The 25,099-nt window shown below is 62.7% G+C and carries 27 protein-coding genes; 21 read left to right on the top strand and 6 right to left on the bottom strand.

Annotated elements, in window-relative coordinates; all coding sequences use genetic code 11:
- The 3 genes from EN939_RS00955 to EN939_RS00945 form a co-directional block, all read left to right on the top strand.
- The coding region (locus EN939_RS00955) for an aldo/keto reductase (RefSeq protein WP_164750859.1) at positions 1-718 on the top strand (718 nt) is incomplete at its 5' end.
- Positions 715-1,143 (top strand): DUF4440 domain-containing protein, encoded by a 429-nt coding sequence (locus EN939_RS00950; RefSeq protein WP_127266587.1) that lies wholly within the window; start codon positions 715-717, stop codon positions 1,141-1,143. The genes EN939_RS00955 and EN939_RS00950, both read left to right, overlap by 4 nt.
- 48 nt (positions 1,144-1,191) lie before the next feature.
- The gene (locus EN939_RS00945) at positions 1,192-2,451 is read left to right on the top strand and encodes an ABC transporter substrate-binding protein (protein ID WP_127266586.1); all 1,260 of its coding nucleotides are present in this window, start codon (positions 1,192-1,194) and stop codon (positions 2,449-2,451) included.
- A 187-nt stretch (positions 2,452-2,638) separates the two neighbouring features.
- Here EN939_RS00945 and pcaQ read toward each other — a convergent pair whose 3' ends face one another.
- Complete coding sequence (gene pcaQ, locus EN939_RS00940; protein ID WP_127266585.1) at positions 2,639-3,556, bottom strand: pca operon transcription factor PcaQ; 918 nt, start codon at positions 3,554-3,556, stop codon at positions 2,639-2,641.
- Positions 3,557-3,648: 92 nt separating this feature from the next.
- Here pcaQ and pcaD point away from each other — a divergent pair, with 92 nt between their 5' ends.
- From pcaD to pobA, 6 genes are read left to right on the top strand one after another with little or no spacing between them, the layout of a single operon-like run.
- Entirely contained in the window at positions 3,649-4,458 is an 810-nt protein-coding gene (pcaD, locus tag EN939_RS00935; protein WP_127266584.1) for a 3-oxoadipate enol-lactonase, read from the top strand.
- Positions 4,451-4,858, top strand: coding sequence for a 4-carboxymuconolactone decarboxylase (gene pcaC / locus EN939_RS00930; RefSeq protein ID WP_127266583.1), 408 nt, complete (start codon positions 4,451-4,453; stop codon positions 4,856-4,858). The genes pcaD and pcaC overlap by 8 nt, the downstream gene beginning before the upstream one ends.
- Positions 4,848-5,603 carry a protocatechuate 3,4-dioxygenase subunit beta gene (gene pcaH / locus EN939_RS00925; RefSeq protein ID WP_127266582.1) on the top strand — a complete coding sequence of 252 codons (756 nt, stop codon included), beginning with the start codon at positions 4,848-4,850 and terminating at the stop codon, positions 5,601-5,603. Before pcaC ends, pcaH begins: the two co-directional genes overlap by 11 nt.
- Positions 5,603-6,217, top strand: a complete 615-nt coding sequence (gene pcaG, locus EN939_RS00920; protein ID WP_127266581.1) for a protocatechuate 3,4-dioxygenase subunit alpha — start codon at positions 5,603-5,605, stop codon at positions 6,215-6,217. Before pcaH ends, pcaG begins: the two co-directional genes overlap by 1 nt.
- A gap of 19 nt (positions 6,218-6,236) precedes the next feature.
- Entirely contained in the window at positions 6,237-7,289 is a 1,053-nt protein-coding gene (locus EN939_RS00915; RefSeq protein ID WP_127266580.1) for a 3-carboxy-cis,cis-muconate cycloisomerase, read from the top strand.
- On the top strand, positions 7,289-8,461 hold the full coding sequence (gene pobA / locus EN939_RS00910) for a 4-hydroxybenzoate 3-monooxygenase (RefSeq protein ID WP_127266579.1): 1,173 nt from the start codon (positions 7,289-7,291) through the stop codon (positions 8,459-8,461). The genes EN939_RS00915 and pobA overlap by 1 nt, the downstream gene beginning before the upstream one ends.
- A gap of 10 nt (positions 8,462-8,471) precedes the next feature.
- On the opposite strand, the gene EN939_RS00905 is transcribed toward pobA, so the two are convergent.
- The gene (locus EN939_RS00905; protein WP_127266578.1) at positions 8,472-8,942 is read right to left on the bottom strand and encodes an NUDIX domain-containing protein; all 471 of its coding nucleotides are present in this window, start codon (positions 8,940-8,942) and stop codon (positions 8,472-8,474) included.
- A 173-nt stretch (positions 8,943-9,115) separates the two neighbouring features.
- Between EN939_RS00905 and EN939_RS00900 the strand changes: the two genes are divergently transcribed.
- Positions 9,116-9,649 (top strand): sterol desaturase family protein, encoded by a 534-nt coding sequence (locus tag EN939_RS00900; protein WP_127266577.1) that lies wholly within the window; start codon positions 9,116-9,118, stop codon positions 9,647-9,649.
- Positions 9,650-9,670: 21 nt separating this feature from the next.
- On the opposite strand, the gene rsgA is transcribed toward EN939_RS00900, so the two are convergent.
- Positions 9,671-10,681 (bottom strand): ribosome small subunit-dependent GTPase A, encoded by a 1,011-nt coding sequence (gene rsgA / locus EN939_RS00895; RefSeq protein WP_164748644.1) that lies wholly within the window; start codon positions 10,679-10,681, stop codon positions 9,671-9,673.
- A gap of 410 nt (positions 10,682-11,091) precedes the next feature.
- Here rsgA and EN939_RS00890 point away from each other — a divergent pair, with 410 nt between their 5' ends.
- Complete coding sequence (locus EN939_RS00890; RefSeq protein ID WP_127266575.1) at positions 11,092-12,126, top strand: LacI family DNA-binding transcriptional regulator; 1,035 nt, start codon at positions 11,092-11,094, stop codon at positions 12,124-12,126.
- On the opposite strand, the gene EN939_RS00885 is transcribed toward EN939_RS00890, so the two are convergent.
- The 3 genes from EN939_RS00885 to EN939_RS00875 form a co-directional block, all read right to left on the bottom strand.
- On the bottom strand, positions 12,114-13,073 hold the full coding sequence (locus EN939_RS00885) for an alpha/beta hydrolase (RefSeq protein WP_127266574.1): 960 nt from the start codon (positions 13,071-13,073) through the stop codon (positions 12,114-12,116). The two genes, EN939_RS00890 and EN939_RS00885, sit on opposite strands and share 13 nt — an antisense overlap.
- Positions 13,074-13,083: 10 nt before the next feature.
- Positions 13,084-14,232: a Gfo/Idh/MocA family protein gene (locus tag EN939_RS00880; protein WP_127266573.1), complete on the bottom strand. Its 1,149-nt coding sequence runs from the start codon at positions 14,230-14,232 to the stop codon at positions 13,084-13,086.
- Positions 14,233-14,500: 268 nt separating this feature from the next.
- The gene (locus EN939_RS00875) at positions 14,501-15,262 is read right to left on the bottom strand and encodes a DeoR/GlpR family DNA-binding transcription regulator (RefSeq protein ID WP_127266572.1); all 762 of its coding nucleotides are present in this window, start codon (positions 15,260-15,262) and stop codon (positions 14,501-14,503) included.
- 162 nt (positions 15,263-15,424) lie between these two features.
- On the opposite strand from EN939_RS00875, the gene EN939_RS00870 reads away from it, so the two are divergent.
- From EN939_RS00870 to EN939_RS00825, 10 genes are all read left to right on the top strand, one after another.
- Positions 15,425-16,225, top strand: a complete 801-nt coding sequence (locus tag EN939_RS00870; RefSeq protein ID WP_127266571.1) for a class I fructose-bisphosphate aldolase — start codon at positions 15,425-15,427, stop codon at positions 16,223-16,225.
- A 3-nt stretch (positions 16,226-16,228) separates the two neighbouring features.
- Positions 16,229-17,179, top strand: a complete 951-nt coding sequence (locus EN939_RS00865) for a PfkB family carbohydrate kinase (protein ID WP_127266570.1) — start codon at positions 16,229-16,231, stop codon at positions 17,177-17,179.
- Positions 17,180-17,267: 88 nt separating this feature from the next.
- Complete coding sequence (locus EN939_RS00860) at positions 17,268-18,413, top strand: ABC transporter ATP-binding protein (protein ID WP_127266569.1); 1,146 nt, start codon at positions 17,268-17,270, stop codon at positions 18,411-18,413.
- A gap of 110 nt (positions 18,414-18,523) precedes the next feature.
- Complete coding sequence (locus EN939_RS00855; protein WP_127266568.1) at positions 18,524-19,771, top strand: ABC transporter substrate-binding protein; 1,248 nt, start codon at positions 18,524-18,526, stop codon at positions 19,769-19,771.
- A gap of 137 nt (positions 19,772-19,908) precedes the next feature.
- On the top strand, positions 19,909-20,805 hold the full coding sequence (locus tag EN939_RS00850; RefSeq protein ID WP_023808791.1) for a carbohydrate ABC transporter permease: 897 nt from the start codon (positions 19,909-19,911) through the stop codon (positions 20,803-20,805).
- 5 nt (positions 20,806-20,810) lie between these two features.
- On the top strand, positions 20,811-21,653 hold the full coding sequence (locus tag EN939_RS00845; RefSeq protein ID WP_127266567.1) for a carbohydrate ABC transporter permease: 843 nt from the start codon (positions 20,811-20,813) through the stop codon (positions 21,651-21,653).
- Positions 21,654-21,716: 63 nt separating this feature from the next.
- A complete protein-coding gene (locus EN939_RS00840; protein WP_127266566.1) occupies positions 21,717-22,538 on the top strand; it encodes a sugar phosphate isomerase/epimerase family protein in 822 nt (273 codons plus the stop codon).
- An 11-nt stretch (positions 22,539-22,549) separates the two neighbouring features.
- Positions 22,550-23,626: a Gfo/Idh/MocA family protein gene (locus EN939_RS00835; RefSeq protein WP_127266565.1), complete on the top strand. Its 1,077-nt coding sequence runs from the start codon at positions 22,550-22,552 to the stop codon at positions 23,624-23,626.
- The gene (locus EN939_RS00830; RefSeq protein WP_127266564.1) at positions 23,626-24,444 is read left to right on the top strand and encodes a sugar phosphate isomerase/epimerase family protein; all 819 of its coding nucleotides are present in this window, start codon (positions 23,626-23,628) and stop codon (positions 24,442-24,444) included. Before EN939_RS00835 ends, EN939_RS00830 begins: the two co-directional genes overlap by 1 nt.
- Positions 24,444-25,099, top strand: a 656-nt coding sequence (locus tag EN939_RS00825) for an alpha/beta fold hydrolase (protein ID WP_164750858.1), incomplete at its 3' end; no start/stop codon positions are given. The genes EN939_RS00830 and EN939_RS00825, both read left to right, overlap by 1 nt.

Below are 25,099 nucleotides of genomic sequence, written 5' to 3'. Positions count from 1 at the left end.
GCGGCTGAAGACCGAGCGGCTCGATCTCGTTCAGTTCCCCTGGTGGGATTATGACCAGCCTCGCTATGTCGAGGCGATGGGCTGGCTCGACGAGCTTCGGCTTGAAGGCAAGGTGCGCAATCTCGGCACCACCAATTTCGACACGCCGCGCCTGGCTGAAATCCTTGCCGCCGGCATACCGCTGGTCAGCCAGCAGCTGCAATATTCGGTGCTCGACCAGCGGCCTGGCAACAGCTTGGCGAACCTCGCCGCCAAACACGGCGTCAGCTTCCTCTGCTATGGCTCGGTGGCCGGCGGCTTTCTCAGCGACAAATGGCTCGGCGTGGCCGAACCGGCCACGCCGCTCGAAAACCGCTCGCTGGTGAAATACAAGCTGATCATCGACGATTTCGGCGGCTGGGGCCTTTTCCAGCACCTGCTTCAGGCGCTGAAGGCCGTTGGCGACCGCCACGGCGTCGACATCGCCACCATCGCCAGCGCCTGGGTGCTGGAGCAGCCGCAAGTGGCGGCCGTCATCGTCGGCGCCCGCAACCAGGCGCATGCGCTGGCCAATGCAAAGATCATGGACGTTGCGCTCGACGCCGAAGACCGGGCGCGGATTGCCGCTGTCATCGCGCAAGGCACCGGTCTCGAGGGCGACGTCTACACGCTGGAGCGCGACCGTCACGGCCGTCACGGCTCGATCATGCACTACAACCTCAATGCGGGGAAGAAATGAGCGACGAGCCCTCCCTGTTTTCACGCGCCAGCGCCGAAATCATCGACCTGCACCGCTTCTTCGTCGACTGGTTCGTCGCTGCGCGCGCCAACACGGTGGACTTCGGCCGCTTCGAACGCGCCATGGGCAAAGACCTCAGCATGGTGGCGCCGGACGGGCAGATCCTCGACCGCGAAGCGGTCATCGATCATGTCCGCGCAAGCCGCGCTTCCTGCGACGATGGTTTTGCCATTTCGATCGAGGACATCCGGCCCGGCTGGCAGGACGCCGATACCATCGTCGTCCTCTATGTCGAAGCGCAGCTGCGCGCAGGCAAGCACAGCCGCCGCCAGTCCAGTGCCGTCTTCACCACCAGTTCATCGGCGCCCAACGGCGTTGAATGGCGACATCTGCATGAGACCTGGCTGCAGGTGCCGGAACGCTGAACAGGCTCCAGAATTCAAATACAGTCGAGTAACGAAAGGGGAACAACAATGACAAAGACGATACTCCAACTCACCACCGCGCTCGCCCTCGTCACGATGGCGGGTGCTGCGCAAGCCGCCGATTGCAAGATCACCGTCGGCCTCGTCATGGAGCTGACCGGCCCGGCCGGCGAATACGGCCAGGCCGGCGCCAAGTCGGTCGAGATGGCCTTCCGCGACATCAACGGAGCCGGCGGTGTGCGCGGCTGCGATCTCGTCACCGACACGCGCGACAGCCAGAGCCAGGGCAACGTCGCCGTTGACGCCGCCACCCAGCTGGTTCAGGTCAAGAAGGTGCCGGTCATCATCGGCGGCATCATCTCCTCGGTGTCGATCCCGATCCTGACTTCGGTCACCGCACCAGCCAAGATCGTCCAGGTCTCGCCGGCTTCGTCCTCGCCGACGCTGACCGCGCTCGGCCGCGACGGCAAGACCAACGGCATCTTCTTCCGCACCATCACCTCGGATGCGCTGCAGGGCGTCGCCGCCGCCAAATACGCCGTCGACAAGGGTTTCAAGAAGCTGTCGATCATCCATGTCAACAACGATTTCGGCGTCAACATGGTGGCCGAATTCTCACGTGCCTACAAAGCGCTCGGCGGCACCATCGTCTCCGACACGCCCTACAATGAGAAGCAGTCGAGCTATGCCTCGGAAGTCACGGCGGCAATGGCCGGCGAACCGGACGGTCTTTACCTCGTCAGCACGCCGGTCGACGGCGCTACGGTCGCCCGTACCTGGATCTCGCAGGGCGGCGTGCAGAAATTCCTGCTCAATGACGGCATGAACAGCCCTGATTTCATCGAGTCCGTCGGCGCCGACTATCTGAAGGAAGCCTACGGCACGTCCTCCGGCACCAGCCCGACGGCCTCGACGGAGTATTTCACCAAGAACTACAAGGAATTCTCCGGCATCGAACCGACCAATCCGGCGGCCGACCGCTCCTATGACGCCGGCGCGATTGTTGGTCTGGCCATCGCCATTGCCGGTTCTGAGGATCCGGCCAAGATCAAGGATGCGATGTACAAGGCCGTCGATCCGGCCGGCACGCCGATCTTTGCCGGCAAGGAAGAGTTCGCCAAGGCGCTCGGCCTGATCAAGGACGGCAAGCCGATCCGCTATGAAGGTGTCATCGGCCCTGTCGCCTTCGACAAATATGGCGACATCACCGGCCCGTTCCGCCTGTGGAAGATCGTCGACGGCAAGGTGGCAACGGACGGTGAAATGACCACCGACGATGTCAACGCGCTGCAAGCCAAGCTTCAGTAAGACAACTCTCCGGTATCGATCACGATCCATCGTGATCGATACAGGACGATTGTCCTGTTTTACATTGCCGACGGACACGGACGACGTCGCTCAGCGCTTGACCCGAGAAACATCCTCAATCCGGGACGGGTCTTCGACCTCGACCCGACTGCCTTCTGCCGATGACGATCCCGCACAGCCTGACGCATCAGCCGCTTTGCCTTGCCGCTTCGCGGATGGTCTGCAGCAGGATGGAAAAGGCCGGCGAGGGCGCGGTGTCGGTCCGCATGGTCAGGCCGACCGGTCCCTTGGTTTCCTCGGTGTTGACCGGCAGGGCGACGAAGGCGCCGCTGCCGAGTTCATTGGCAACGACGCCAGCCGAAATGATCCAGACGGCATTGCTTTGCCGCAGGAAGGCGCGGCCGAAGGAGTCTGAAACGGTTTCGATCTCGGTTGCCGGCGCCGTCATGCCGTTGGTGATGAACAGGCGGTCGACGAAGGGGCGGATGACCGATTCCCGCGTCGGCATCAGCATCGGGAATTCGTCGAGCCGTGCGAACACATCCTGTCCCGGATCGAGCAGCGGATGTCCGGCTCGCACCACGAACAGCACCGGTTCAGAATAGAGGTGCTCGAAGAAGAAGCCGGTCATGTTTTCCGGCGCCGCCAGCCTTCCGACGACGAGATCGAGCGCTCCGGTGCGCAACTGTTCGAGCAGCACGGCGTTCTCGCCGGTGACGATCTTGATCGCCGCACCTGTGTCCTCCTCGAGGAACAGGCCCATGGCGAGCGGTATCACCCGCGCCGACACTGTCGGCAGCGCACCGATGCGGATCGGGTGCCGGCTGACCGCTCCGTCCTGGCGGACAGAATCGACGCCTTGCTTGAGTGCCGTGATCGCCGTTCCGGCATGGCGAAGAAAGATCTCGCCAATGCGCGTCAGTCGGATGCCACGGCCGTCGCGCTCGACCACCGCAACCCCCAGCGCCCCTTCCAGCTCGCGCAATGTCTTGGTCACTGCCGGCGGGCTGACATGCAGCAAGTCAGCCGCTCGTGCCACGCTTCCCTGCCGCGCGACCTCCAGGAATGCCTGCAAATGGCGGAACCGGATCCGGCTCTCGGACATGAATTAATAACCCATGAGTTAATGAAACGACGCAAAATATCATTTTACCGAACCAAACGCCTTGTGCAATGTGGGGGCGGAGGACCGAAACCGTGCCATTCCTCACCATCGGCGGCATCACGCTGCACCATCGCCACATCAAGGCGAGCGGCAATGCGCGCCCTATCATATTCATCAATTCACTGGGCACCGACTTCCGGATCTGGGACGAAATTGTCTCGGCGCTCGATGGTGAAATGCCGCTGCTGGTCTATGACAAGCGCGGTCACGGGCTGTCCGACATCGGCGACATCAGGTCGATCGACGATCATGTCGATGATCTCTCGGCCCTCATCGATCATTTCGAATTGAGCAAAGTCGTGCTGTGCGGCCTGTCGGTCGGCGGCATGATCGCGCAGGGGCTCTATGCCAGGCGACCTGAAATCGTCGAAGGCCTGATCCTTTGCGACACGGCGCACAAGATCGGCACGACGGACAGCTGGAACACACGCATCGCAACGGTCGAAAGCAAGGGCATCCAGGCGATTGCCGATGGCGTGCTCAAAATGTGGTTCACCCCCGCCTTCCACGCAGCGCGTGTGGCCGAGCTCGACGGCTATAGGAACATGATGACCAGGCAAGCGCTCGCCGGTTACATCGGGACCTGCGCTGCCGTTCGCGATGCCGATTTCACCGATGCCGCACGCCGCATCGCGGTGCCGACACTCTGTGTCGGGGGCGACCAGGATGGCTCGACGCCGCCCGATCTCGTCCGCTCGCTGGCCGAGCTGATCCCCGCCGCGCGCTTCGAGATCATCCGCGACGCCGGACACATTCCTTGCGTCGAACAACCTGAAGCGCTGGTCGCCCTGATCCGCAGTTTTATCGCGTCGCTTGCCCCTGGGACAGCAACCCATGGATGAAGCCCCCGGCGACGCAGCCAGATATCGCAAGGGGCTTGCGGTGCGGCGCTCGGTACTCGGCGACCGGCATGTCGACCGGGCCGAAATCGCCGCCACCGATTTCGACCAGCCTTTCCAGGAGCTGATCACCGAGGCTGCCTGGGGAACCGTGTGGGCGCGGCCGGGCTTCACCAAGCGTGAGCGTTCGATCGTCACGCTGGCGCTGCTGGCCGCACTCGGCCATGATGAGGAGGTCGCCATGCATGTGCGCGCCACCGCCAACACCGGTGCGTCGCGCGACGACATCTGCGAGGCGTTCCTGCATGTCGCCATCTATGCCGGCGTGCCGGCCGCCAACCGTGCCTTCAAGATCGCCAAGGAGGTGTTTTCGGAAATGGACGAGAGCCAGAATGCCCGCTGAGTCCGGCTCGACCCGGAGGCCCGAGACCGGCGCCTTCTTCCAGCGCGACCGGACATGGCATCCGCCGGCTCTGACGCCGAACTATAAAACCTCGGTGCTGCGCTCACCGCAAAAGGCGCCGCTGTCGTTCGACAACACGCTATCGGAGATTGCAGGCCCGGTCTTCGGTCACGCCATGCTCGGCGAACTCGACGCCGACCTGATCCACAATTTCGCCAGGCCCGGCGAGAGCGCGCTCGGTGAGCGCATCCTCGTCTATGGGCGGGTGCTCGACGAACGCGGCGTTGGCGTGCCCGGCGCGCTGCTTGAGTTCTGGCAGGCCAATGCCGGTGGCCGCTATCGCCATAAGAGGGATGGCTATCTGGCGCCACTCGATCCGAATTTTGGCGGTTGTGGCCGAACTATTACAGGCGAGGATGGCTTCTATGCGTTTCGTACCGTCAAGCCCGGTCCCTATCCCTGGCCGAACGGGCCGAACGACTGGCGGCCTTCGCACATCCATTTCTCTGTCTTTGGCCACGGCTTTGCGCAGCGGCTGATCACGCAAATGTATTTCGAGGGCGATCCGCTGATCTGGCGCTGCCCGATCGTGCGCGGCATCCCCGACAAGGCGGCCATTGAGACGCTGATCGCAACGCTCGACATGCAAGCGACGATCCCCTTCGACGCGCGCGCCTACAAGTTCGACATCGTTCTGCGCGGGCGCCGCGCGTCGCGGTTCGAAAACAGGCTGGAGGGCAATTGATGGCCCAGTCGCTCGACCGGCTCAGGGAGAGCCCCTCGCAGACCGCCGGACCCTACGTTCATATCGGGCTGACGCCCAATTTCGGTGGCATCGGCGGCGTCTACCCGACCGACCTCGGCGCGACCATGGTCAACGACAAGACCAAGGGCGAGCGCATCGGCCTGCGCATCCGGGTGCTCGACGGCACCGGCACGCCGCTCAAGGATGCGCTGATCGAGATCTGGCAGGCGGATGCCGACGGGCTCTACAATTCGCCGGCAGAACCGCGCGGCACGGCCGATCCCAACTTCTTCGGCTGGGGCCGTTGCCCGACCGACATGGACACCGGCCTGTGTGCGTTCGAGACGATCAAGCCTGGCCGCGTCCCGTTCAACGATGGTCGCCTGATGGCGCCGCATATCACGCTCTGGATCGTCGCCCGCGGCATCAATCTCGGCCTGCACACAAGACTGTATTTTTCCGATGAGGAAAAGGCCAATGCTGAAGATCCGATCTTTGCGCGGGTCGAGCACCGCCTTCGCGTGCCGACGCTGATCGCCGAGCGCCAAGGCGATATGTATGTCTTCGACGTCCATCTCCAGGGGGAGAAGGAAACGGTCTTCTTCGACAGCTGATGCTCAGGAGGCCTGTGACATGACTGTATCGCCTTTCGACCATCCGCTGCTCTCCGCTCTTCTCGGCGACGAAGAAGCGGCGAGGCATTTTTCCGTCGAGGCGGAAATCGAGGCCATGTTGGCCTTTGAACAGGCGCTGTCGCAAGCGGAGGCCGATAACGGGATAATCTCCAAAGATGCCGAGGCAGCGATCGTGGCGGCGCTTGGCACGTTCCGGCCGAACACGGCTCTGCTGCGAGCCGGGGTCGCCAAAGACGGCGTCATGGTGCCGGAGTTGGTGCGCCAGATCAGGGCGGCGGTCGGCGAACCGCATGGCCAGAAAGTGCATTTCGGCGCGACCAGCCAAGACGTCGTCGACACGGGCCTGATGCTTCGGCTGAAACCCGTCGTCGAGCATCTCGATCTGCTGTTGACCGAAACCGTCATGCGCCTCGCCTCGCTCGAAGAGCGTTTTGGCGGCAGGGCGCTGACCGGCATGACGCGTATGCAGAAGGCGATTCAGATCAAAGTGCATGATCGTGTGGCAGCGTGGCAGGGGCCGCTGCAACGGCACCAGGAAAAGCTGCCGGAACAGTCGAGATGCCTGCTGGTGGTGCAGTTCGGCGGTGCCGCCGGCACACTGGAAAAACTAGGCGACAAAGGGAAAGCGGTGCGCGCAGCCCTGGCCGTCAGGCTTGGTCTTGGCGACGCACCGCAATGGCAGAACCAGCGCGACGCGCTCGCTGATTTTGCCGGTTGGTTATCGCTGCTGACCGGCAGCCTCGGCAAATTCGGCCAGGACATCGCTCTGATGGCGCAAGATGGAACCGAGATCAAACTTTCCGGCGGTGGCGGCTCGTCTACCATGCCTCACAAGCAGAACCCGGTGAAGGCCGAAGCGCTGGTGGCGCTTGCCCGCTTCAACGCCACGCAGCTTGCCGGCCTGCATCACGCGCTCGTGCATGAGCAGGAGCGGTCGGGTGCTGCATGGACGCTGGAGTGGCTATTGCTGCCGCAAATGGTCGTCGCAACGGCAGCGTCGCTGCGCCTTGCCGCCGAACTGGCCGCACAGGTCGAAAGTCTCGGCCACTGATGCGCACGCAAATCGTCGTCATCGGGTCCGGGCCGTCCGGGTTGCTGCTTGGGCAACTGCTGGCCGGCATCGGCGTCGAGACGGTCATTCTTGAACGTGCGAGCCGCGAGCGCGTGCTTGGCCGCGTGCGGGCAGGGGTGCTCGAACAGGGCACCGTCGAATTGCTGGAACAGGCCGGCGCGGCGGCAAGGCTGCATGCCGAAGGGCTGCCGCATACTGGCATCTCGCTCGCCTTCGACGGACGCTTGCATCGCATCGACCTCGAGGCGCTGACCGGCGGCAGGCATGTCACCGTCTATGGCCAGACCGAGGTCATGCACGATTTGATGGACAAGCGCGACGCGGCAGGGCTGACCACGATCTACGAGGCGGCAAATGTCGCTCTGCACGATTTCGACGGCACCGCGCCTTTCGCCACCTATGACAAGGATGGCGTCACGCATCGCATCGACTGCGACTTCGTTGCCGGCTGCGACGGTTATCATGGCGTCAGCCGCAAATCGGTGCCCGAGCGTACCCTAAAAATCTTCGAGCGGCAGTATCCGTTCGGCTGGCTCGGCGTGCTGGCCGAGGTGCCGCCAGCCGACCGCGAACTGGTCTACGCCAATCACGAGCGGGGTTTTGCGCTGTGCTCGATGCGCTCGACGCATCGCAGCCGCTACTATGTGCAGTGCCCGCAGGACGATCGCGTGGAGGCGTGGTCGGATGAGCGCTTCTGGGACGAGTTGCGCCGCCGCTTGCCGGAGCAGACGGCGGCAAATGTCGTCACCGGCCCATCCTTCGAGAAATCGATCGCGCCGCTGCGCTCCTTCGTTGCCGAGCCAATGCGCTTCGGCAGGATGTTCCTGGTTGGCGACGCCGCCCATATCGTACCGCCGACCGGGGCGAAAGGGCTCAACCTCGCCGCCAGCGACGTGCGCTATCTCTTCGCAGGTTTGCGCGACTTCTACGTCGAGAAGTCACATGATGGCATCGATGCCTATTCCGGCAAGGCGCTGGCACGGGTCTGGAAGGCGGTGCGCTTTTCCTGGTGGATGACGACGATGCTGCACCGTTTTCCCGACACCGGCGATTTCGGCCAACGCATCCAGGAGGCCGAACTCGACTACCTCATGCACTCGCGCGCCGCATCGACCGCGCTCGCCGAGAACTATGTCGGCCTGCCTTATTGAGGGCTGCGGATCATCCCGCGCCTTGCTGCCTGGCAAGATCCAAAAGCATCGGGCGCTGCCCCTTGAGGATTTTCACCTCGGCCTCGGGCAAGGTGAACCAGCCCGCTCTGTCGACCTCCGGGAACTCCTTCAGGGATCCCGACCTTGGCGGCCATTCCATGGTGAAGCTGTTGCTCTTGATGGAGGTCACATCGATGTCGATGGTCGCCTCGACGGACCAGGCCGAGACGATCTTGCCGCCCGGTTGCCTGTAGTCGCCGAGACGAGTGAAGTATCCATCGACCTTGACGCCAAGCTCTTCCTCGGTCTCGCGTTGCGCTGCCGTCAACTCATCCTCGTCCTCGCCGACGAGGCCCTTCGGTATCGACCAGGCACCATCGTCCTTCTTCGCCCAGAAGGGTCCGCCCGGGTGAACCAGCAACACCCTGAGATCGTCGTCGCTGCGGCGATAGATCAGCAATCCCGCACTGCGTTTTGCCATTTTTGTATGTCCGTTTGCGAAGCTGGCAGCCTGCCGATGGTCCTTGAATCGTTGACGCGAACCTTGCACCAGGGGATTGCGACGCTATGTCAGGCGCGGCTGCATTGCACCTCACCCGCGAGTCCGGCAATCTGATACCATCGCCTATTTGGCGGCTCGAAGGCTAGGTGACGATGCAACTCGGTCTTATTGGCTACTACAGCGACTTCGTCGTGTATCCGCTGGTAATCGCCGTGCTGGCAGTGGCTGGGCTGCTCGAGGCCGGCGAAGAGGGTGCGCCGGGCTGGATAGGCACGGTCCTCGCCTGTCTCGGCCTCTGGACGCTGATCGAGTATGTGCTGCACAGGTTCGTTCTTCACCACATTCCCTACATCAAGGACCTGCACGACCGTCACCATGTCGAGGAGCGCAGTTCGGTGGGCACGCCGACCTGGCTCAGCCTCGGGGTGCATGCGCTGGTCGCGTTCCTGCCGGTATGGATGATCTCGGATTTAGCAACCGCGAGCGCGGTAAGCTGCGGGTTGATGCTGGGGTACCTCTGGTACATCAGCATCCACCACATGATCCATCACTGGCATCCCGCGCATCCGAGCTATCTCTACACGCTCAAGCGTCGCCACGCGGTCCATCACCACATCGACGAAGCGGCCAATTTCGGTGTGACGTCGGCGTTCTGGGATCGCGTTTTCGGGACGGCGCGGCTCTGAAGCCAGTTCAGCCTCGGCCGTTCAACGCCTCTTGCCGCGACCGCCGGGAGACTTGGCTCCGCGGGGTCCGCTCTGAGCCGGCGTGTTGTTCTGGTTTTCGTCGGACAGTTTTCGCCAGCGGGCAAGGCGCTCCGGATCGAGCGTTCCGGCCTTCAAGGCAGCCTGCACAGCGCAGCCCGGCTCATGCACATGCGTGCAGTCGCGGAACTTGCACAGTGGCGCGAGTTCGGTGATTTCGGCAAACAGCGTGTCGATGCCGGAGGCGACGTCACTGACCTGCAAAGTCCGCATGCCCGGCGTATCGATCACCCAGCCGCCGCCGGCAATGGCGTGCAGCGATCGCGACGTGGTGGTGTGGCGTCCCTTGGCATCGTGCTCGCGAATGCCTCCGGTCTGCTGCGGCGATTGCTGCCCCGATCCGGCCAGCGTGTTGACCAGCGTCGATTTGCCGACGCCGGAGGAGCCGATCAGCGCCACCGTCTGGCCGACACCGCACCAGGCAGCCAGGATGGTTGCCGCATCCGATGTCCGGGGGTTCAGCGTCACGACCGGCAATCCACGCTGCAACGCGGCAGCCTGCCTTGCATATGTCTCGGCGTCTTCAGCGGTATCGGCCTTGGTCAGCAGGATCACAGGCGTCGTTCCGGCCTCATTGGCGAGCGCCAGATAACGCTCGAGCCGGGCGGGATTGAAGTCGGCATTGCACGAGGTGACGATGAACAGCGTGTCGACATTGGCCGCGGCAAGCTGCGGCACCCTGCCGCCCTGGGTGCGGCGCTCCAGCACCGTCTTGCGGACCAGGCGGCGCTGCACAAGGTGTTCATGCCCATCGACCAGTACCCAGTCGCCGACCGCATAGTCACCGGTGTTCGCCTGCGCCGGCAGTGTCAGATCGACCGGCCCTGCCTGGGACAGGCCGGTCAGGCGATCGCGGTGGACGGTGGCGATCCGCGTCGGGATAAGATCGGCGTCGCCGGGTTCGAGCTGGTCGCCAAAAAAATCCGTCCAGCCCAGGCCGGCAAGCGATGGCATGGAGTGGTCCGTCACGGCTTTGACCACGGCGTCGCGGACATTGGAGAGTATCCCTGGCAGGTGAGGCGCGGACGGGGTGGGCGATTGCCCAGCTGTATGGGCGGCATGGCGGCATTTGGCAAGCAGGCCCGGAGCCGAGAGCGAGCGGCAAGCTTCTGCGGCCCTCGATCGTCGAACTGACGATCAAGTCGACGAAACAGCGCTATCCGAAAGCGTTTGGCGGGAAAAAACGGCGGCGAGCCGCCTCAGCTTTGAAACGTTAACGAATAATTTGACGCATGCAATATTTCTGGGTTCTATTGGTAACTGTGAAAATTGACTGAATAAGTTCCATCCAGGATTGTCGCATCCGGTCAACGGCCGCATGACTGGGGGCGGGCCGATCATGGCAGGGGATCAGGAATATATCGATGGCGGAGAAGACGCACCGCACGATGGATGACTTCGCCCAGGCATGCGGCGTGTCCCGGCCGACGCTGTCCAAATATTTCGACGATCCGGCGAGCGTGAAGCCGGCGACGCGGGCGCGCATCGAAGCCGCCCTGCGCTCCTCGGACTATCAGCCCAACCTTTTCGCCCGAAATCTCAACCGCAAGCGCACCCGCAACATCGGCATCGTCGTGCCGACGATCACCGATCCGTTCTACGCCGAGATGGTCAGCCGCATCGAATTTCGCTGCCGCGACGAAGGCTACTGGCCGATCGTCATCTCCTCGCATGGTTCGCCGAAGCTGGAGGCGGAGTCGGTCAGGACGCTGCTGTCCCTGAAGGTCGCCGGCGCGATCATCGCCCCACTGGGTCTGGCTTCCGACCGCGGCGTCTTCGACAAGCTCGGGCAGGATATTCCGATTGTCTATTTCGACACCTATATCGAGGGCGATACGCCGTTCGTCGGCAATGACAACCGGCAGAGCGTCTCGACCATCGTCGACTATCTCTGCCGTTCGGGTGAGCCGCCGGTCTATCTCGACATCCCACACGTCAACCACAACTCCGGCGAACGCCAGGAAAGCTACATCGTCGCGATGGAGACCGCCGGGTTCAAGCCGGTCGTCATCGAAGGCACCCGCGATTACACCTGGGACTTCGAACGCATCGGCTACGAGCAGACGGAAAAAATGCTGCAGGCCGGCGCCTTGCCCGGCCGCACCATCCTGTGCGCCAATGATCGCCTCGCCTTTGGCGTGATGGCGGCTGCGTTCTCGCGCGGCCTGAAGGTCGGCCGCAGACCCGATTGCGATCTGCGGGTTGCAGCACACGACGATCATCCGCTGAGCCGCTACACCTGCCCGGCGCTGACCACCATGGCGCAGGATTTCACCGCCATGGCCGGCCGCAGCGTCGAGATACTGCTGGCTCTGCTGGACGAGGCCGATCCGCCGAAGCAAGGCCTGGCCCGCACTGTCAAGCTCGGCGCCACCCTGGTGATGCGTCAGTCGGCCTGATCGTCAGCGACCTTCTCGAAGTGGCGCCAGGCAGCCACCGCCTCGGCCACCGCTTGCCGGGCAGCGGGAATATGGCGTCCCATTGAGACGAAGCCATGGATCTGGCCCGGCCACTGCCGGAGGATCACCGGCACGCCCGCGGCTTGCAGGCGCGCCGCATAGGCTGCCCCTTCGTCGGCGAGGATGTCGCGGCCGGCAAGCGCCACAAAAGCCGGCGCCGCGCCGGCGAGGGCAGGCGCCAGCAAGGGCGAGACGCGCCAGTCCATGATGTCCTCGGGCGTTCGCACATAGTGGTCGCGGAACCATGCCATGGTGGTTGCGGTGAGCCCGAAGCCGTCGCCGAAACGCTGGTAGCTATTCGATGCCTGCCGCGCGTCGGTGTTGGGATAGATCAGGAGTTGCGCCGCAAGCTGAGGCGCAAGCCCATCGCGGGCAAGCAGCGCCAGCACCGTGGCGAGATTGCCGCCGGCGCTGTCGCCGGCAACGCCGATGCGTCTGATGTCGATGCCGAGACCGGCGGCATTCCCCGCTATGAAGCGCAGTGTCGCCAGGCAATCCTCGAGCCCGGCGGGAAATTTGTGCTCTGGCGCCAGGCGATAATCGGGACAGACAATGACGGCGCCGCCGAGATTGGCCATCAGGCGGCAGATCTCGTCATGCGAATCGAGGTTGCCGATGACCCAGCCGCCGCCATGCAGGTAGAGCAGCGCCGGTGCCCCGCTTTGCGGTGCGCCGATGCCGCGATGGATGCGGAGCGCTATAGGCCCATTCGTCCCGTCGATCTGCCGTTCCTGGGTCGCAGCGACCGGCTCGTGCTCACCCTGTAACGTCGGGAACGAGGCGTTGTAGGCAGTTCGCGCCGCCGCCACGCTGCCGGTCTCGAATGGCTCGCCGCCGGCTGCACGACCAATTTCGAGGACGCGCAGCGCATCCGGATCGAGCGTCATGGTCATGTCCTCAGGCCAGCAGGCTGCTCGCCTCTTCCTCGGTCAGCAGGGCCGGCTGCACGACATCGCCCGCGATGGCGACTGATCCCTGTGTTTCACCGGAGCGCAGGATAGCCTCCATGATCTCCAGTACATGCAGCGCGAGGCTGCCGGAGGCCCGTGGGGTGCTGCCGGTTTGAAGCGAGCGCACCAGATCGGCGACGCCGAGCATGCGGTAATTGGCGCGGTCGGGCGCGGCATAAGGCCAGTTGCGGGCGCCGTAGAGATCGCCCTCGCTGGCGAAATCCTGCCAGTCGGTGCCGCGCTCCGACAGCGACACCGTGCCGCCGAACGTGTCGGGGTCGGGCAGGCGCAGCGAGCCCTCCGTGCCGTGCAGTTCGATCGGGTGGTTGGAGTGGCGAAAGACATCCCACGAGGCGCCGAAGGTGACGGTCGCGCCGGAGCGGAATTCAAGCAGCGACAAAACGTTGGTTGGCGTGCCGACCTTGAATGTCGTGTTCTTGAATGGCCCATCGGCTGATATCAGCCTTTCTTCCTGGCCGCGTGTCGCCATTGCCATGACGCGCTCGACCGGGCCGAGCAGATTGACCAGCATGGTCAGATAGTACGGACCCATGTCGAACACGGGGCCACCGCCTGGCTGGTAGTAGAATTGCGGGTTGGGGTGCCAGTGCTCCATGCCGCGGCCCATCATGAAGGCGGTGCCGGTCACCGGACGGCCGATGGCGCCCTCGTCCATCAACCGGCGCGCACGGCGCCCGGCAGCACCGAGGAACGTGTCGGGCGCCGAGCCGAGCAGCAGGCCGCGCGACCGCGCCTCGTTGACCAGGCGTTGTCCGTCGGCGGCCGAGGTGGCGAGCGGCTTTTCGGTGAAGACGTGCTTGCCGGCCGAAAGCGCGGCAAACGAAATATCGAAATGCGCCGCCGGAATGGTCAGGTTGAGGACAAGATCGATCTCCGGGTCGGCCAGCAACGCGTCGACGCCGAGTGCCTGGATACCATATTCCTTCGCTCGCACTGCTGCCATGTCGGCCGAAATATCGGCACAGGCGCGCAATTCGATCCCGCCAAAAAGCCCGGCGTTGCGCAGGTAAGTCATCGAGATGTTGCCGCATCCGATGACGCCGATCCCGAGTTTGGTCTTTGATGTCCCGTGCATTTTCGATCCTGCCTCCCAATGCGCTCATGGCCTGCCGGTTCCGCCCAGCCGTTAGGCGGATCGCTTTCGCAAAAGGCTATACAACGTTTTAAATATTGACGCGCGTAAAATTTTTATACAACATGCGAAAATGCTGGTGCGATATCGGGAGGCCGCCAGCCTTGGGAGGAGAAAAATGACAGACATGAAAACCGGCCGACCGCCGATGCGAATCCTGTGGGCTATGCGCGCATTGGATACTCGGTCGCAGCCAGGGACCGCGACGGGGTCAGGCATAGATCACCTTGGCCCCGGTCCTATCAAGCTGGCTGCGTATCGGACCCGACAGGCTATCGTCGGTGATCACGACATCGACGCTCGACAGCGAAAAGGCCTTGGACGTCCCGCTGACGCCCCATTTGCTCGAATCCGCAAGGAGGACAACGCGCCGGGCCATGCGCACGAGGTTTCGCTTCGTTCGCGCCATGTCTTCGTTCACGTCGACCACATCCAGCGACGAGTCGATCGCATGCGCTCCAACAAAGACCTGATGCGCTACCAAGCCGCCGAGAGCCGTGTCGGCATCGGTGATCAGTGTGCTCACCGTGTCTGGATAGACCCGGCCGCCGATCATGTGAACGTCGAGCCCGGGCCGATGCATCAGATGCTGCACGATATTCATCGCCGTGGCCGCGACCACGACATTGCTGAGCGGCGGTAACAGCATGGCAACCTGCATCAAAGTCGAGCCGCCGTCGAAGATGACCGATTGGTTGTCCTCGAACAGTTCTACCGCTGCCCGGGCGATGCGTTTCTTTGCATCGAGGTTGGTTTGCATCCGCCGGGCGAACGCGGCCGTGGTCGAATCCGTGGTCCGGGTCACCGCGCCTCCGCGGGTCTTGGTCAGCAGTCCCTTACGGTCCAGTATCTCGAGGTCGGAGCGCACCGTGACTTCCGATACGCCAAAATCGTCTGACAGGTCCTTGATGCGGACCTGTCCGCTACGTTGCACTTCACCCAGGATCGATTGGCGTCTCTGCTCTGACAACATTGCCCTGTCCTTGCCTCCATCCGCCAAGCAATCACCCTGGCCTCGGTTCACTCTACCAAAAATATGCGAATTCGAAAGCTTTCGAAAGATTGCATTTGTCTTTTCTTTCGCAAACATTGGGTGCAGGATTTTGAAATCAATCGATTGGAGAGTTTAGGACTCATGAGCCTCGGAACCAAGGTGCGCCTGGCGCGCCTCTTCTCACATCCGTCGGGGAATCTTTTTGGCGGCGCGGTCGACCACTTTGTCGGCTATGGCGACGTGCGCAAAGGAGGTCTTGCCGATCTGCCGGGCGCCCTTGCACGCGTCATGGTAGGCAAACCCGACTATGTCAGCATCCAGCCCGGCACCGCGCGCCATCTGTGGCCGCAATACGCGGGCAAGGCTTGCCTGGTGATCCAGGCCGGCTGCTTTACCCCAGACGATCGCATCAGTGAACTGATTGCAACGCCCGAGGATGCGGTGCGCGCTGGCGCCGATGCGTTGGCCGTGGCCATTCCGGTGCGCGGCGCGACCGAGGGCAAATACATACGCTGGCTGACCGATTCGGTGAACGCTGCGGCCCGTTACGGCATGCCGGTGGTGGCGCATATCTACCCTCGCGATTTCACCGACGGGGCAAAAATCGTCTTTACCCCCGACGAGATCGCCTATGCGGCACGCATCGGCTACGAGTCCGGCGTCGATGTGATCAAGATCGGTTACACGGGCGATTTCGAGTCGTTCCGAGAGACTATTCGGACCTGCCCGGTGCCGGTTGTGATCGCCGGCGGTCCGAAGACCGACACGCTGCTCGGCGCCCTTCAGCAGACGGCGGACGCCATCCGTGCCGGCGCGCGCGGTGCCGTGGTGGGCCGCAATCTCTGGGGGCACGGCGATCCGGAAAAGGCAGCGATCGCCTTTCGGGGCGTCATCCATGACGGCCTTTCGGCGCAAGACGCCCTGGCGAAGGCGGGTGCCTGAACCATGCCCGCCGTCCCTTCAATCCTCGGCTTCGGAGCTATTGCGATCGACGACATCGTCTATGTCGATCAGCCGTTGTCGGCGGGCAAGGGGAAGGTTCTGCAAAGTGCCCGAGCTTTCGGGGGAAATGTCGCGACGGCACTTGCCGCCGTCGCGCGGCTCGGCGGAAGCGCCGGGTTCGTCGGATGGCTGGGCAGTGCCGCCGACGACGCCGTGTTGTGCGATCTCGTTGCGAGCGGCGTTGAAACCGCGTTTGCGCCGCGCCACCCGCACGCGCGCCCGGTGCGCTCGCGGATCACCGTCGGTTCGGATGGGGAGCGATTCATCGCGTATGACGACGAAGCGATGCTGGGCACCGCGCCGGACTTTCCGGATGAGGTTCTCAGCCGCGCGACAGTCCTGATCGTCGACAGTTACGGGATCGGGTCGCTGGATGTCGTGGCTCGGGCTCGCGATCTCGGCCTTGCGATCCTCGGCGATGTCGAATGGAGCCACGGCCCGGCCACCGAGAGACTGATCGGGCTCTGCGACCATCTCATTCTTCCGCTCGGCTTCGCGCGGACCGCCACCGGCCGCCAGTCGCCGGCCGAGATACTCGATGCATTGTGGTTGCCGTCGCGGTCCGCCGTGGTTCTGACGGATGGCGGCAGGGGCGTCTTCTATCGCGGACGCGACGAGACAGGGCTCTGGCACCTGCCTCCGCACCGGGTTGCCGTCGTCGACTCGACCGGCGCCGGTGACTGCTTTCATGGCGCCTATGCCCTGGCATTGACACGCGGGGCCGAAACCGCAGGCCGGGTCGCATTCGCGGCCGCGGCGGCGGCCGTTTCGATAACGGGGCGGGGCGGGCGCGAGGCGCTTCCGACCGACGACCAGGTCAAGCAACTCCTGGCATCGACAAACGCGCCGTCGGCAGTCGAACTGAAATATGCGCGGCTCGATACTGGAACATAGCCTAGCTATCCGAGGAAAAATTTCGCAGGTGAACGTAAGCCGAGGACAATCATAAAAATCAGTGGCTTAGACTTGTGGAGGGAGGAATATGGCAGAAGTCGTTCTTGAAAATATCTGCAAGACATACGGGAACAATTTTCACGCAATCGACCAATTGAACCTGTCGGTCAAGGACGGTGAGTTCTTGATTCTCGTCGGGCCGTCCGGCTGTGGCAAATCCACCGCGCTGCGGATGATCGCGGGATTGGAGGACGTCACCAGCGGCAGCCTTCGGATCGGCGGTGTCGACGTCGTCGACATGCCGCCCAAGGACCGCGACATCGCGATGGTCTTCCAGAGCTACGCCCTCTACCCGCATATGACGGTGTTCGAAAACATCGGCTTTTCGATGCGGCTGGCAGGCAAGCCGAAGGCCGAGCGCAAAAAGCGCGTGGACGAGATCGCCAAAACCCTTCAACTGACGTCTCTGCTGGACAGCAAACCCGCGAACCTTTCAGGCGGACAGCGTCAAAGGGTTGCCATGGGCCGCGCCATGGTGCGCGAGCCGGCAGCCTTTCTCATGGACGAACCGCTTTCCAATCTGGACGCGAAACTGCGTGTTCAAATGCGCGCCGAAATCACCAGTCTGCAAAAGCAACTCGGCGTAACGACCATATATGTGACCCACGACCAAACCGAAGCCATGACGATGGGCGACAGGGTCGCGGTGTTGAAAGGCGGCGTGCTGCAGCAGGTCGACACACCCAAGAGACTCTATGAATCGCCGGTGAACGCCTTCGTTGCCGGCTTCATCGGGTCTCCTTCGATGAACCTTTTCGAGGCGACCCTGACGGGCGACGAACTGATGTCCGGCGCCCTGGCCATTCGGCTGCAGGATGCAGCCTTCGTGCGCAGGCCGGGCTTGAAGTCGTATGCGGGGCGCAAGGTCGTGTTCGGCATACGACCGGAGGATCTCTATGACAGCAGCCTCGAATCCGGCCGCAAGTATCAGACGATACCGGCAAAGGTGACCTCGATCGAAGAACTTGGATCCGAACAAATCGTCCATCTCGACATCGACGCGGTCCGGGTGGACTCCGGCGACCCTGACGCGGTGCAGGATTTCGGCCTGGCGTCGAATGCGGTGGCGAAATTCGAACCGACCAGCACGGTCCGCTCCGGCTCGGAAATCAGGTTGGCCCTGGATGATACCAAGCTCCATTTCTTCGACCCGGAGACGCATCTGGCAATCTGAATATCAGCGATAAGACCCGCGGGTGAGGGTGAGGCGCCTGCGTAAGAAGACTTCTGAATAATCAGACGATCGGCCGCATTGTGCGGGCGAATATAAAGAAGGAGGAGAAAATGACGTTTCGCATTAAACCCGCGATGCTGAAAATAGCCGCGGCCGCATGGTTGCTTGGCGCAACCGGCGCCATGGCGGATACGACGCTGGAATTCACCCAATGGTGGGAGCCCGAATTGCCGGCCGGCTCGCTCAGGGCAATCATGGATGACTTCGAGGCCGCAAATCCCGGAATCAAAGTGACGCTGGTCAGCGGCCCCTACGCGACCACGCGTGACCAGATCTCGGTTGGTGCTGCAACCGGAACGCTCAGCGACGTCGTCGGTCTCGACGGTGCCTGGGTGAACAATCTGAATGCGCAGAGCGCACTCGCCGACATGAATCCGATGATGGATGCGAGCGGTTTCGACAAGAGCCAGGTCGCGGACATCGTCAAGGTGGACGGCAAGGCGGTGATGTTTCCCGTGGCTTCCTTCGTCTATCCGGTCTTCGTGAATTTGGACCTTGCTGCCCAGGCAGGCGTGACCAAGCTGCCGTCGACCCGTGCGGAGTTTCTCGAAGCCGCCAAGAAGATGACGATCGCCGACAAGAATCAGTATGGCTGGGTGCTGCCCCTGTCGCTGCAAACGCCATCCGGCGTTCAGAACGACATGATGTCGTGGGTTTGGGCTTCGGGTCAGTCGATGATGGCGAACGGCAAGCCGGACCTTGAGGGCAAACCGGTGGTGGATATGCTCACCTTCGTCAAATCTCTCAACGACGCCGGCACCATCTCGCCCGGCATCGCCACCAAGACCGAGCAGGAAAAGGTCGAGGAGTTCGTCAACAACCGCGTCGGGATGATGATCGACTCGCTCGCGCATGTGAACCTCATCCGCAAGCGCAATCCCAAGCTGAACTTCGACCTCATCCCGGTCCCGGTCGTGGAAAACTATACCGGCAAGCGCGGCCTTCCCTATGCCTCCTGGGGCATCGGCATCTCTGCTGCCTCGAAACATCAGGAAGAGGCCTGGAAACTCGTCCAATATGTGATGAGTGAAAAGGTGAACGCCAAGCTCGTATCGCTTGCAAACGCCTTCCCGGGCAACGTCAACGCCAAGCCCGATTTCGTGACCTCGGACAAGGCTTTCGGCAAGGCTTTTGAAATCTTCAAGACCGGTTATCTCGCCAATGAGTTCACGGGCCTGCCGGTGGCAGAAGACCTGATGACCCAGTTCGACGTGCAAGCCCAAAAGATGCTCGCCGGCGAGCAGTCTCCGGAACAAGCAGCCGCCGCCGCTCAGAAGGGCTGGATGGCGAAATTCTGATCGGCCTGTTCCCGTTTGCTGACTTCGACCGGGTGGCCTGACTTCGGGCAGGCCACCCGGCAACAACGGATCGGCAATTTGAGTGGACCTGTTTTTGAAGCTTACCTTCTCTTGAAGGCGTATCCCAAGGTTGGCACATGACCCGGCAAAAGCGCTCTCACCACAAGCTCAAACGAGCGGTCGCACCCTACCTCTATCTGTCGCCCTCGCTGCTCATAATCGGGCTTCTGATGCTGCTGCCGATGGTGACGGTGATTGGCTACTCGTTCCAGAACAGCGCGGTGCTGCGTCGTGACCCATCCTTTGCCGGACTGAAACACTACCAGGCGATCTTCGACGACCCCGTGTTCTGGGCTTCGCTGTGGCACACGCTCTACTTCACATGCATGAGTGTCATTTTCCACATGACCATCGGCATGGCCTTCGCGCTCATGCTGAACAGCGACCGCATCAATCCGACGCTGCGCAATATCCTGCGCGTGCTCTATATACTGCCTTGGCTGTTCACCGCGGTGATTATCGCCGTGATCTGGCGCCTGCTGCTTGAGCCGAACGGTGTCGTGAATAGCATTCTCATGCAAATCGGCATCATCGGTTCCAAGGTCGAATGGTTTTCCTCGCCTGAGACCGCGCTGCACGCCGTCACCTTTGCCAACATCTGGGCGGGCTATCCGCTCTTCATGGTCAGCCTGCTCGCGGGTTTGCAGGGCATTCCCAAGGATTTCTACGAGGCTGCCGATATCGACGGGGCGAAAGCCTACCAGAAGCTGATCTTCATCACCATTCCGCAGCTGATGCCGATCATCATCAGCATCTCGCTGCTCGACTTCATCTGGACCATGCAGGTCTTCCCATTAATCTGGATAACGACGGGCGGTGGCCCGATCTACTCGACCGAGGTCCTCAGCACCTACACCTACAAGCTGGCGTTTTCGAGCTACAACCTGTCGCAGGCTTCAGCCAGCGCTGTGGTCATCTTGCTGATCTCTCTCGGCCTGACGCTGTTCTATATTCGCTATCAGAAGGCTCGGTAGTCATCATGAGGAAAAGGCATACGCCGAAAGACAGGCTGATCACCGTCGCGCTCCATGTAGCGCTTGCAGCGGGGCTCTTTTTCGCGGCATTTCCGATCTACTGGATGCTGAGCAGCTCGTTCAAATCGAATACCGAAATCTTTGCCCTGCCACCAACCATCCTGCCAAAGGCCTTCACGCTGGAAGCGTATGCAGCCATCCTTGGCGACCCGGTAAAGCTGCGCTTCTTCTTCAATAGCTATTTCGTGGCGGGAGCGGTGACTGTGCTGACGGTGCTGATCGCCCTGCTGGCGGCCTACGGGTTCAGCCGCTTCAACTTCCGCGGCAAGGGCATCCTGAACACAATCATCATCAGCACGCAGACGATTCCGCCGATCACACTTTTGATCCCCTTCTTCGGGCTCGTCGTCTCATACGGCATCTTCGACACCTATGTCGCACTGATCCTGACTTATCTGGTGTTTACGCTGCCCTACGCGATCCTGCTGATGACGGGATATCTGAACACCTTGCCCCGCGATCTCGATGAAGCCGTGGCCGTCGATGGCGGCACCAGTTGGACAGCGCTTTGGCGGGTGATCGTCCCGATTTCACTGCCTGGCATCGTGGCGACGTCGGTCTACACCTTCCTGTTGTGCTGGAACGAATTTCTCTTTGCGCTGACACTGACGAAGTCAACGTCCATGCGCACCGTCCCGATCGGCATCCAATTGTTGATGGGTCAGCACGCCTTCGAATGGAACCAGATGATGGCGATGAGTGTGCTCGGCTCGCTACCGCTCTTGCTCATCTACCTCGTTGCCCAGAGGTACTTCCTCGCCGGCATGACCGCGGGCTCCGTCAAGTAGGATGTCCATCCCACGGCGACGCAGGGTGGCATCAAGCAATGGGCGATACCAAGGAATGAAAGGATGAACGTGAAAGAGCTCAAAGTCGGCTGCCAGACCTTCACCTGGGAAATGCTGGGAGACCGGTTCACCGGCGGCCCCGACGATCTGCTGAAGGCGATCTCTGACGGTGGCTATGCCGGCATCGAGATCACCGACACCATGATCGGACATTATGGCGACAAGCCGGAGGAGTTCGCCGCCGCGCTGAAGGCGTCGGGGCTGACGCTGGTTTCCTTCGCCTTTGGCTCGAACAGTGGTTTTACGCTGAAGGAGGAGATCGGCGCCGACCTCGAAACCGCCAAGCGCTGGATCGATTTCGCCGCCGCCTTCCCGAATGCGCTGGTATCGATGGGCTCGGCCACGGTGGTGTCCGACGGCCCGCGCGAGGATAAGTTCGCCATCGCCGCCGAGGTTTACAACAAGGCCGGCGAACTCGGACGCAAGGCCGGCGTCCAGGTTGCCCTGCATCCTAGCTCCCACCACAACACGCTGCTGTTCGACCGCGCCGACTACGACACGATCTTTGCCTTGCTCGACCCCGACCTGGTCGGCTGGGTACCGGATACCGGCCATATCCTGCGCGGCCACAAGGACATGTCCGATACACTGCGCACCTACCGCGACCGCATCCGCTACATCCACCTCAAGGACGTCGATGCCAACGGTACCTGGGCCATGCTCGGCAAGGGCGTCTGCGCCACGGCTGCGGTCATCGAGATCGCCAACACCGCACCGCGCTTCAACGGCTGGCTGGTGCTGGAGGAAGAATCCGAAACGGCCGCCGCCGATCCTGCCGGCGCGGTCAAGACCAACCGCCAGACTATGCGCAGCTACGGCGCCTGAAGAACGAGACGATGATCAAGAAACAGGACAGACGCCTCAGGGTCGGCGTGCTCGGCTGCGGCCCCATCGCGCAGTTCGCGCATCTGGAATCCTGCGTGAAAGCCGGCAATGCCGACCTCTACGCCATCTGCGACGCGGCACCCGATCTGCTTGCGCGCATGGGCGCCACTTACGAACCGCAGAAAATGTATTCCGACTATGAGGCAATGCTCGCCGATCCCGAGCTGGAAGCGGTGATCGTCGCCACGTCGGACGCCTATCATGTGCCGATGTCGATCAGGGCGCTCAACGCCGGCAAGCATGTTCTCTGTGAAAAGCCGATCGGCACCTCGGTCGAGGAGGGCGAGGCGCTGGCCGAAGCGGTCAGGCGCTCGGGCAAGATCCTGCAGGTCGGCCACATGAAGCGCTTCGATCCGGCACTGGAGACCGCGCGCGACTTCGTTCGCGACGAGATCGGCGAAGTGCTGGCGCTGAAGGCCTGGTACTGCGATTCCACCCATCGCTACACCAACACCGATGCCGTGCAGCCGCTGCCCGTCACCAGCAGGCTAGCCAGGAAGCCAGCCGGAAATCCCAAGGCCGATCTCAGGCAATACTTCATGCTGGCCCATGGCTCGCATCTCGTCGACACGGCGCGTTTCCTGTGCGGCGATATCGTCGCCGTGCGCGCCCGCCTCAATGAGAAATTCGGCGCCTATTGCTGGTTCGTCGAAACCGAGTTCGCCAGCGGCGCGCTCGGCCATCTCGACCTGACGGTTGCCGTGCGCATGGACTGGCACGAAGGTTTTCAGCTCTATGGCGAGAACGGCTCCGTTATCGCCAGGACATTCAACCCTTGGTACTTCCGCGCCAGCGAGGTGGAGATATTTCACGAGAAGACCGCCACGGCCCACAAGCCGCTCGGCGCCGATGGCCATTTCTTCCGCCGCCAGTTGGAAGGTCTTGCCGACACGGTGCTGAACGGCACGCCGATGCGTGGCGCCAATGTCGAGGACGGCATCGCCTCGATCCGCGCCATGGTCGCCATCGCGCGTTCGGTGGAATCAGGCGAGCGAGTCGAACTCGCCTCGGTGTCGGGGGCGGTGTGATGCGTCTCGGCATTTTCGCCAAGACCTTTGCCGGCACCGATCCGGCCGCCGTGCTGGTTGCGGTGCGGCAAGCTGGGTATGAGACGACGCAGTTCAATCTGGCCTGTGCCGGCCTGCCGTCGATGCCGGATGCTGTGCCGGCGGACGCCATCGCCTCCGTCCGTGCCGCCGCGCAGTCGAACGGCGTTTCACTCGCAGCACTGTCGGGCACCTACAACATGGCGCATCCCGACAAAGCCGTGCGCGACGACGGCCTCAGGCGCCTCGCCGTTGTCATCGAGGCTGCTGCTGCCCTCGGCATCCCGCTGGTCACGCTCTGCACCGGCTCGCGCAACGCCGCCGATCAGTGGGCCTATCATCCCGACAATGCCGATCCGGCCGCCTGGTCCGACATGGCCGCCGAGATGGCGAAGGCGCTGGCGCTGGCCGAAGGTGCCGGTGTCGATCTCGGCATCGAGCCTGAGCAGGCCAACATCGTCACCTCGGCCAGGGATGCGACCCGGCTGATCGCCGAGATGGGATCGAAGCATCTGAAGATCGTGCTCGATCCGGCAAACCTGTTCGAACACGCCACGCCCGGCGAGGCGCGCGCTATCGTTGCCGCCGCGATCGACGAGGCCGCCGGCCACATCGCCATGGCGCATGCCAAGGACCGTCATGGTGACGGTCGCTTTGCCACATCAGGACAAGGCATTGTCGATTTTCCTGATTTTGTTGCACGGCTAAAGGCAGCGGGCTTCGACGGACCGCTTGTCACCCACGGCCTGTCCGCCGACGAAGCCCCCGATGTCGCCGCCTTTCTGCGAAGGCTCCTCTGATGGGCGTCGCCCCGACGATCCTGCTTCGCGACGATGCAGCGCTTCGTGTCTTCGACACGGGGCAGGGCAGGCTTCCCGTCGTCTTCCAGCATGGCCTCGGCGGTGACGCAGCGCAGGTCGCGCAGAACTTTCCCGATGGTCCTTCATACCGTCGGCTGACCGTCGAATGCCGCGCGCAGGGCGGTTCCGGCGCCGGTAGCAAGCGCCCGTTTTCGATCGCGATGTTCGCCGATGATGTGCTGGCCGCCGCGGATGCGGCCGGCCTCGACCGTTTCGTCGCCGGCGGCATCTCGATGGGTGCGGCCATTGCCTTGCAGCTTGCCGTCCGGCACCCGGACCGGGTCGCCGGTCTCGTGCTTGTGCGCCCTGCCTGGGCTTTCGAGGCGGCGCCGCAAAACATGCGCCCTTACGTGGAAGTGGCGGAGCTCATCCGCAGCCGTCCTTTATCGCAGGCGCGAGATATCTTCGCGGCGTCCGCGACGGCCGCCCGCTTTCGCACCGAAGCGCCGGACAATCTTGCTTCCCTGCTCGGCTTCTTCGCGCGCGAAAACGCGCCCGTCTTCGCCGAGGTGATGCAGGCGATCGCAGAGGATGGACCTGGCGTGACGCGGGCAGCCGCCGCCAGCCTTGCGTTCCCTACGCTCGTCATCGGCAG

The sequence above is a fragment of the Mesorhizobium sp. M7A.F.Ca.CA.002.05.1.1 genome (assembly GCF_003998335.1).
In the GTDB taxonomy this organism is placed as follows: Bacteria; Pseudomonadota; Alphaproteobacteria; order Rhizobiales; family Rhizobiaceae; genus Mesorhizobium.
The sequence above is the reverse complement of the archived record's forward strand: the minus strand, read 5'-3'. Positions and strand labels throughout refer to the sequence as shown.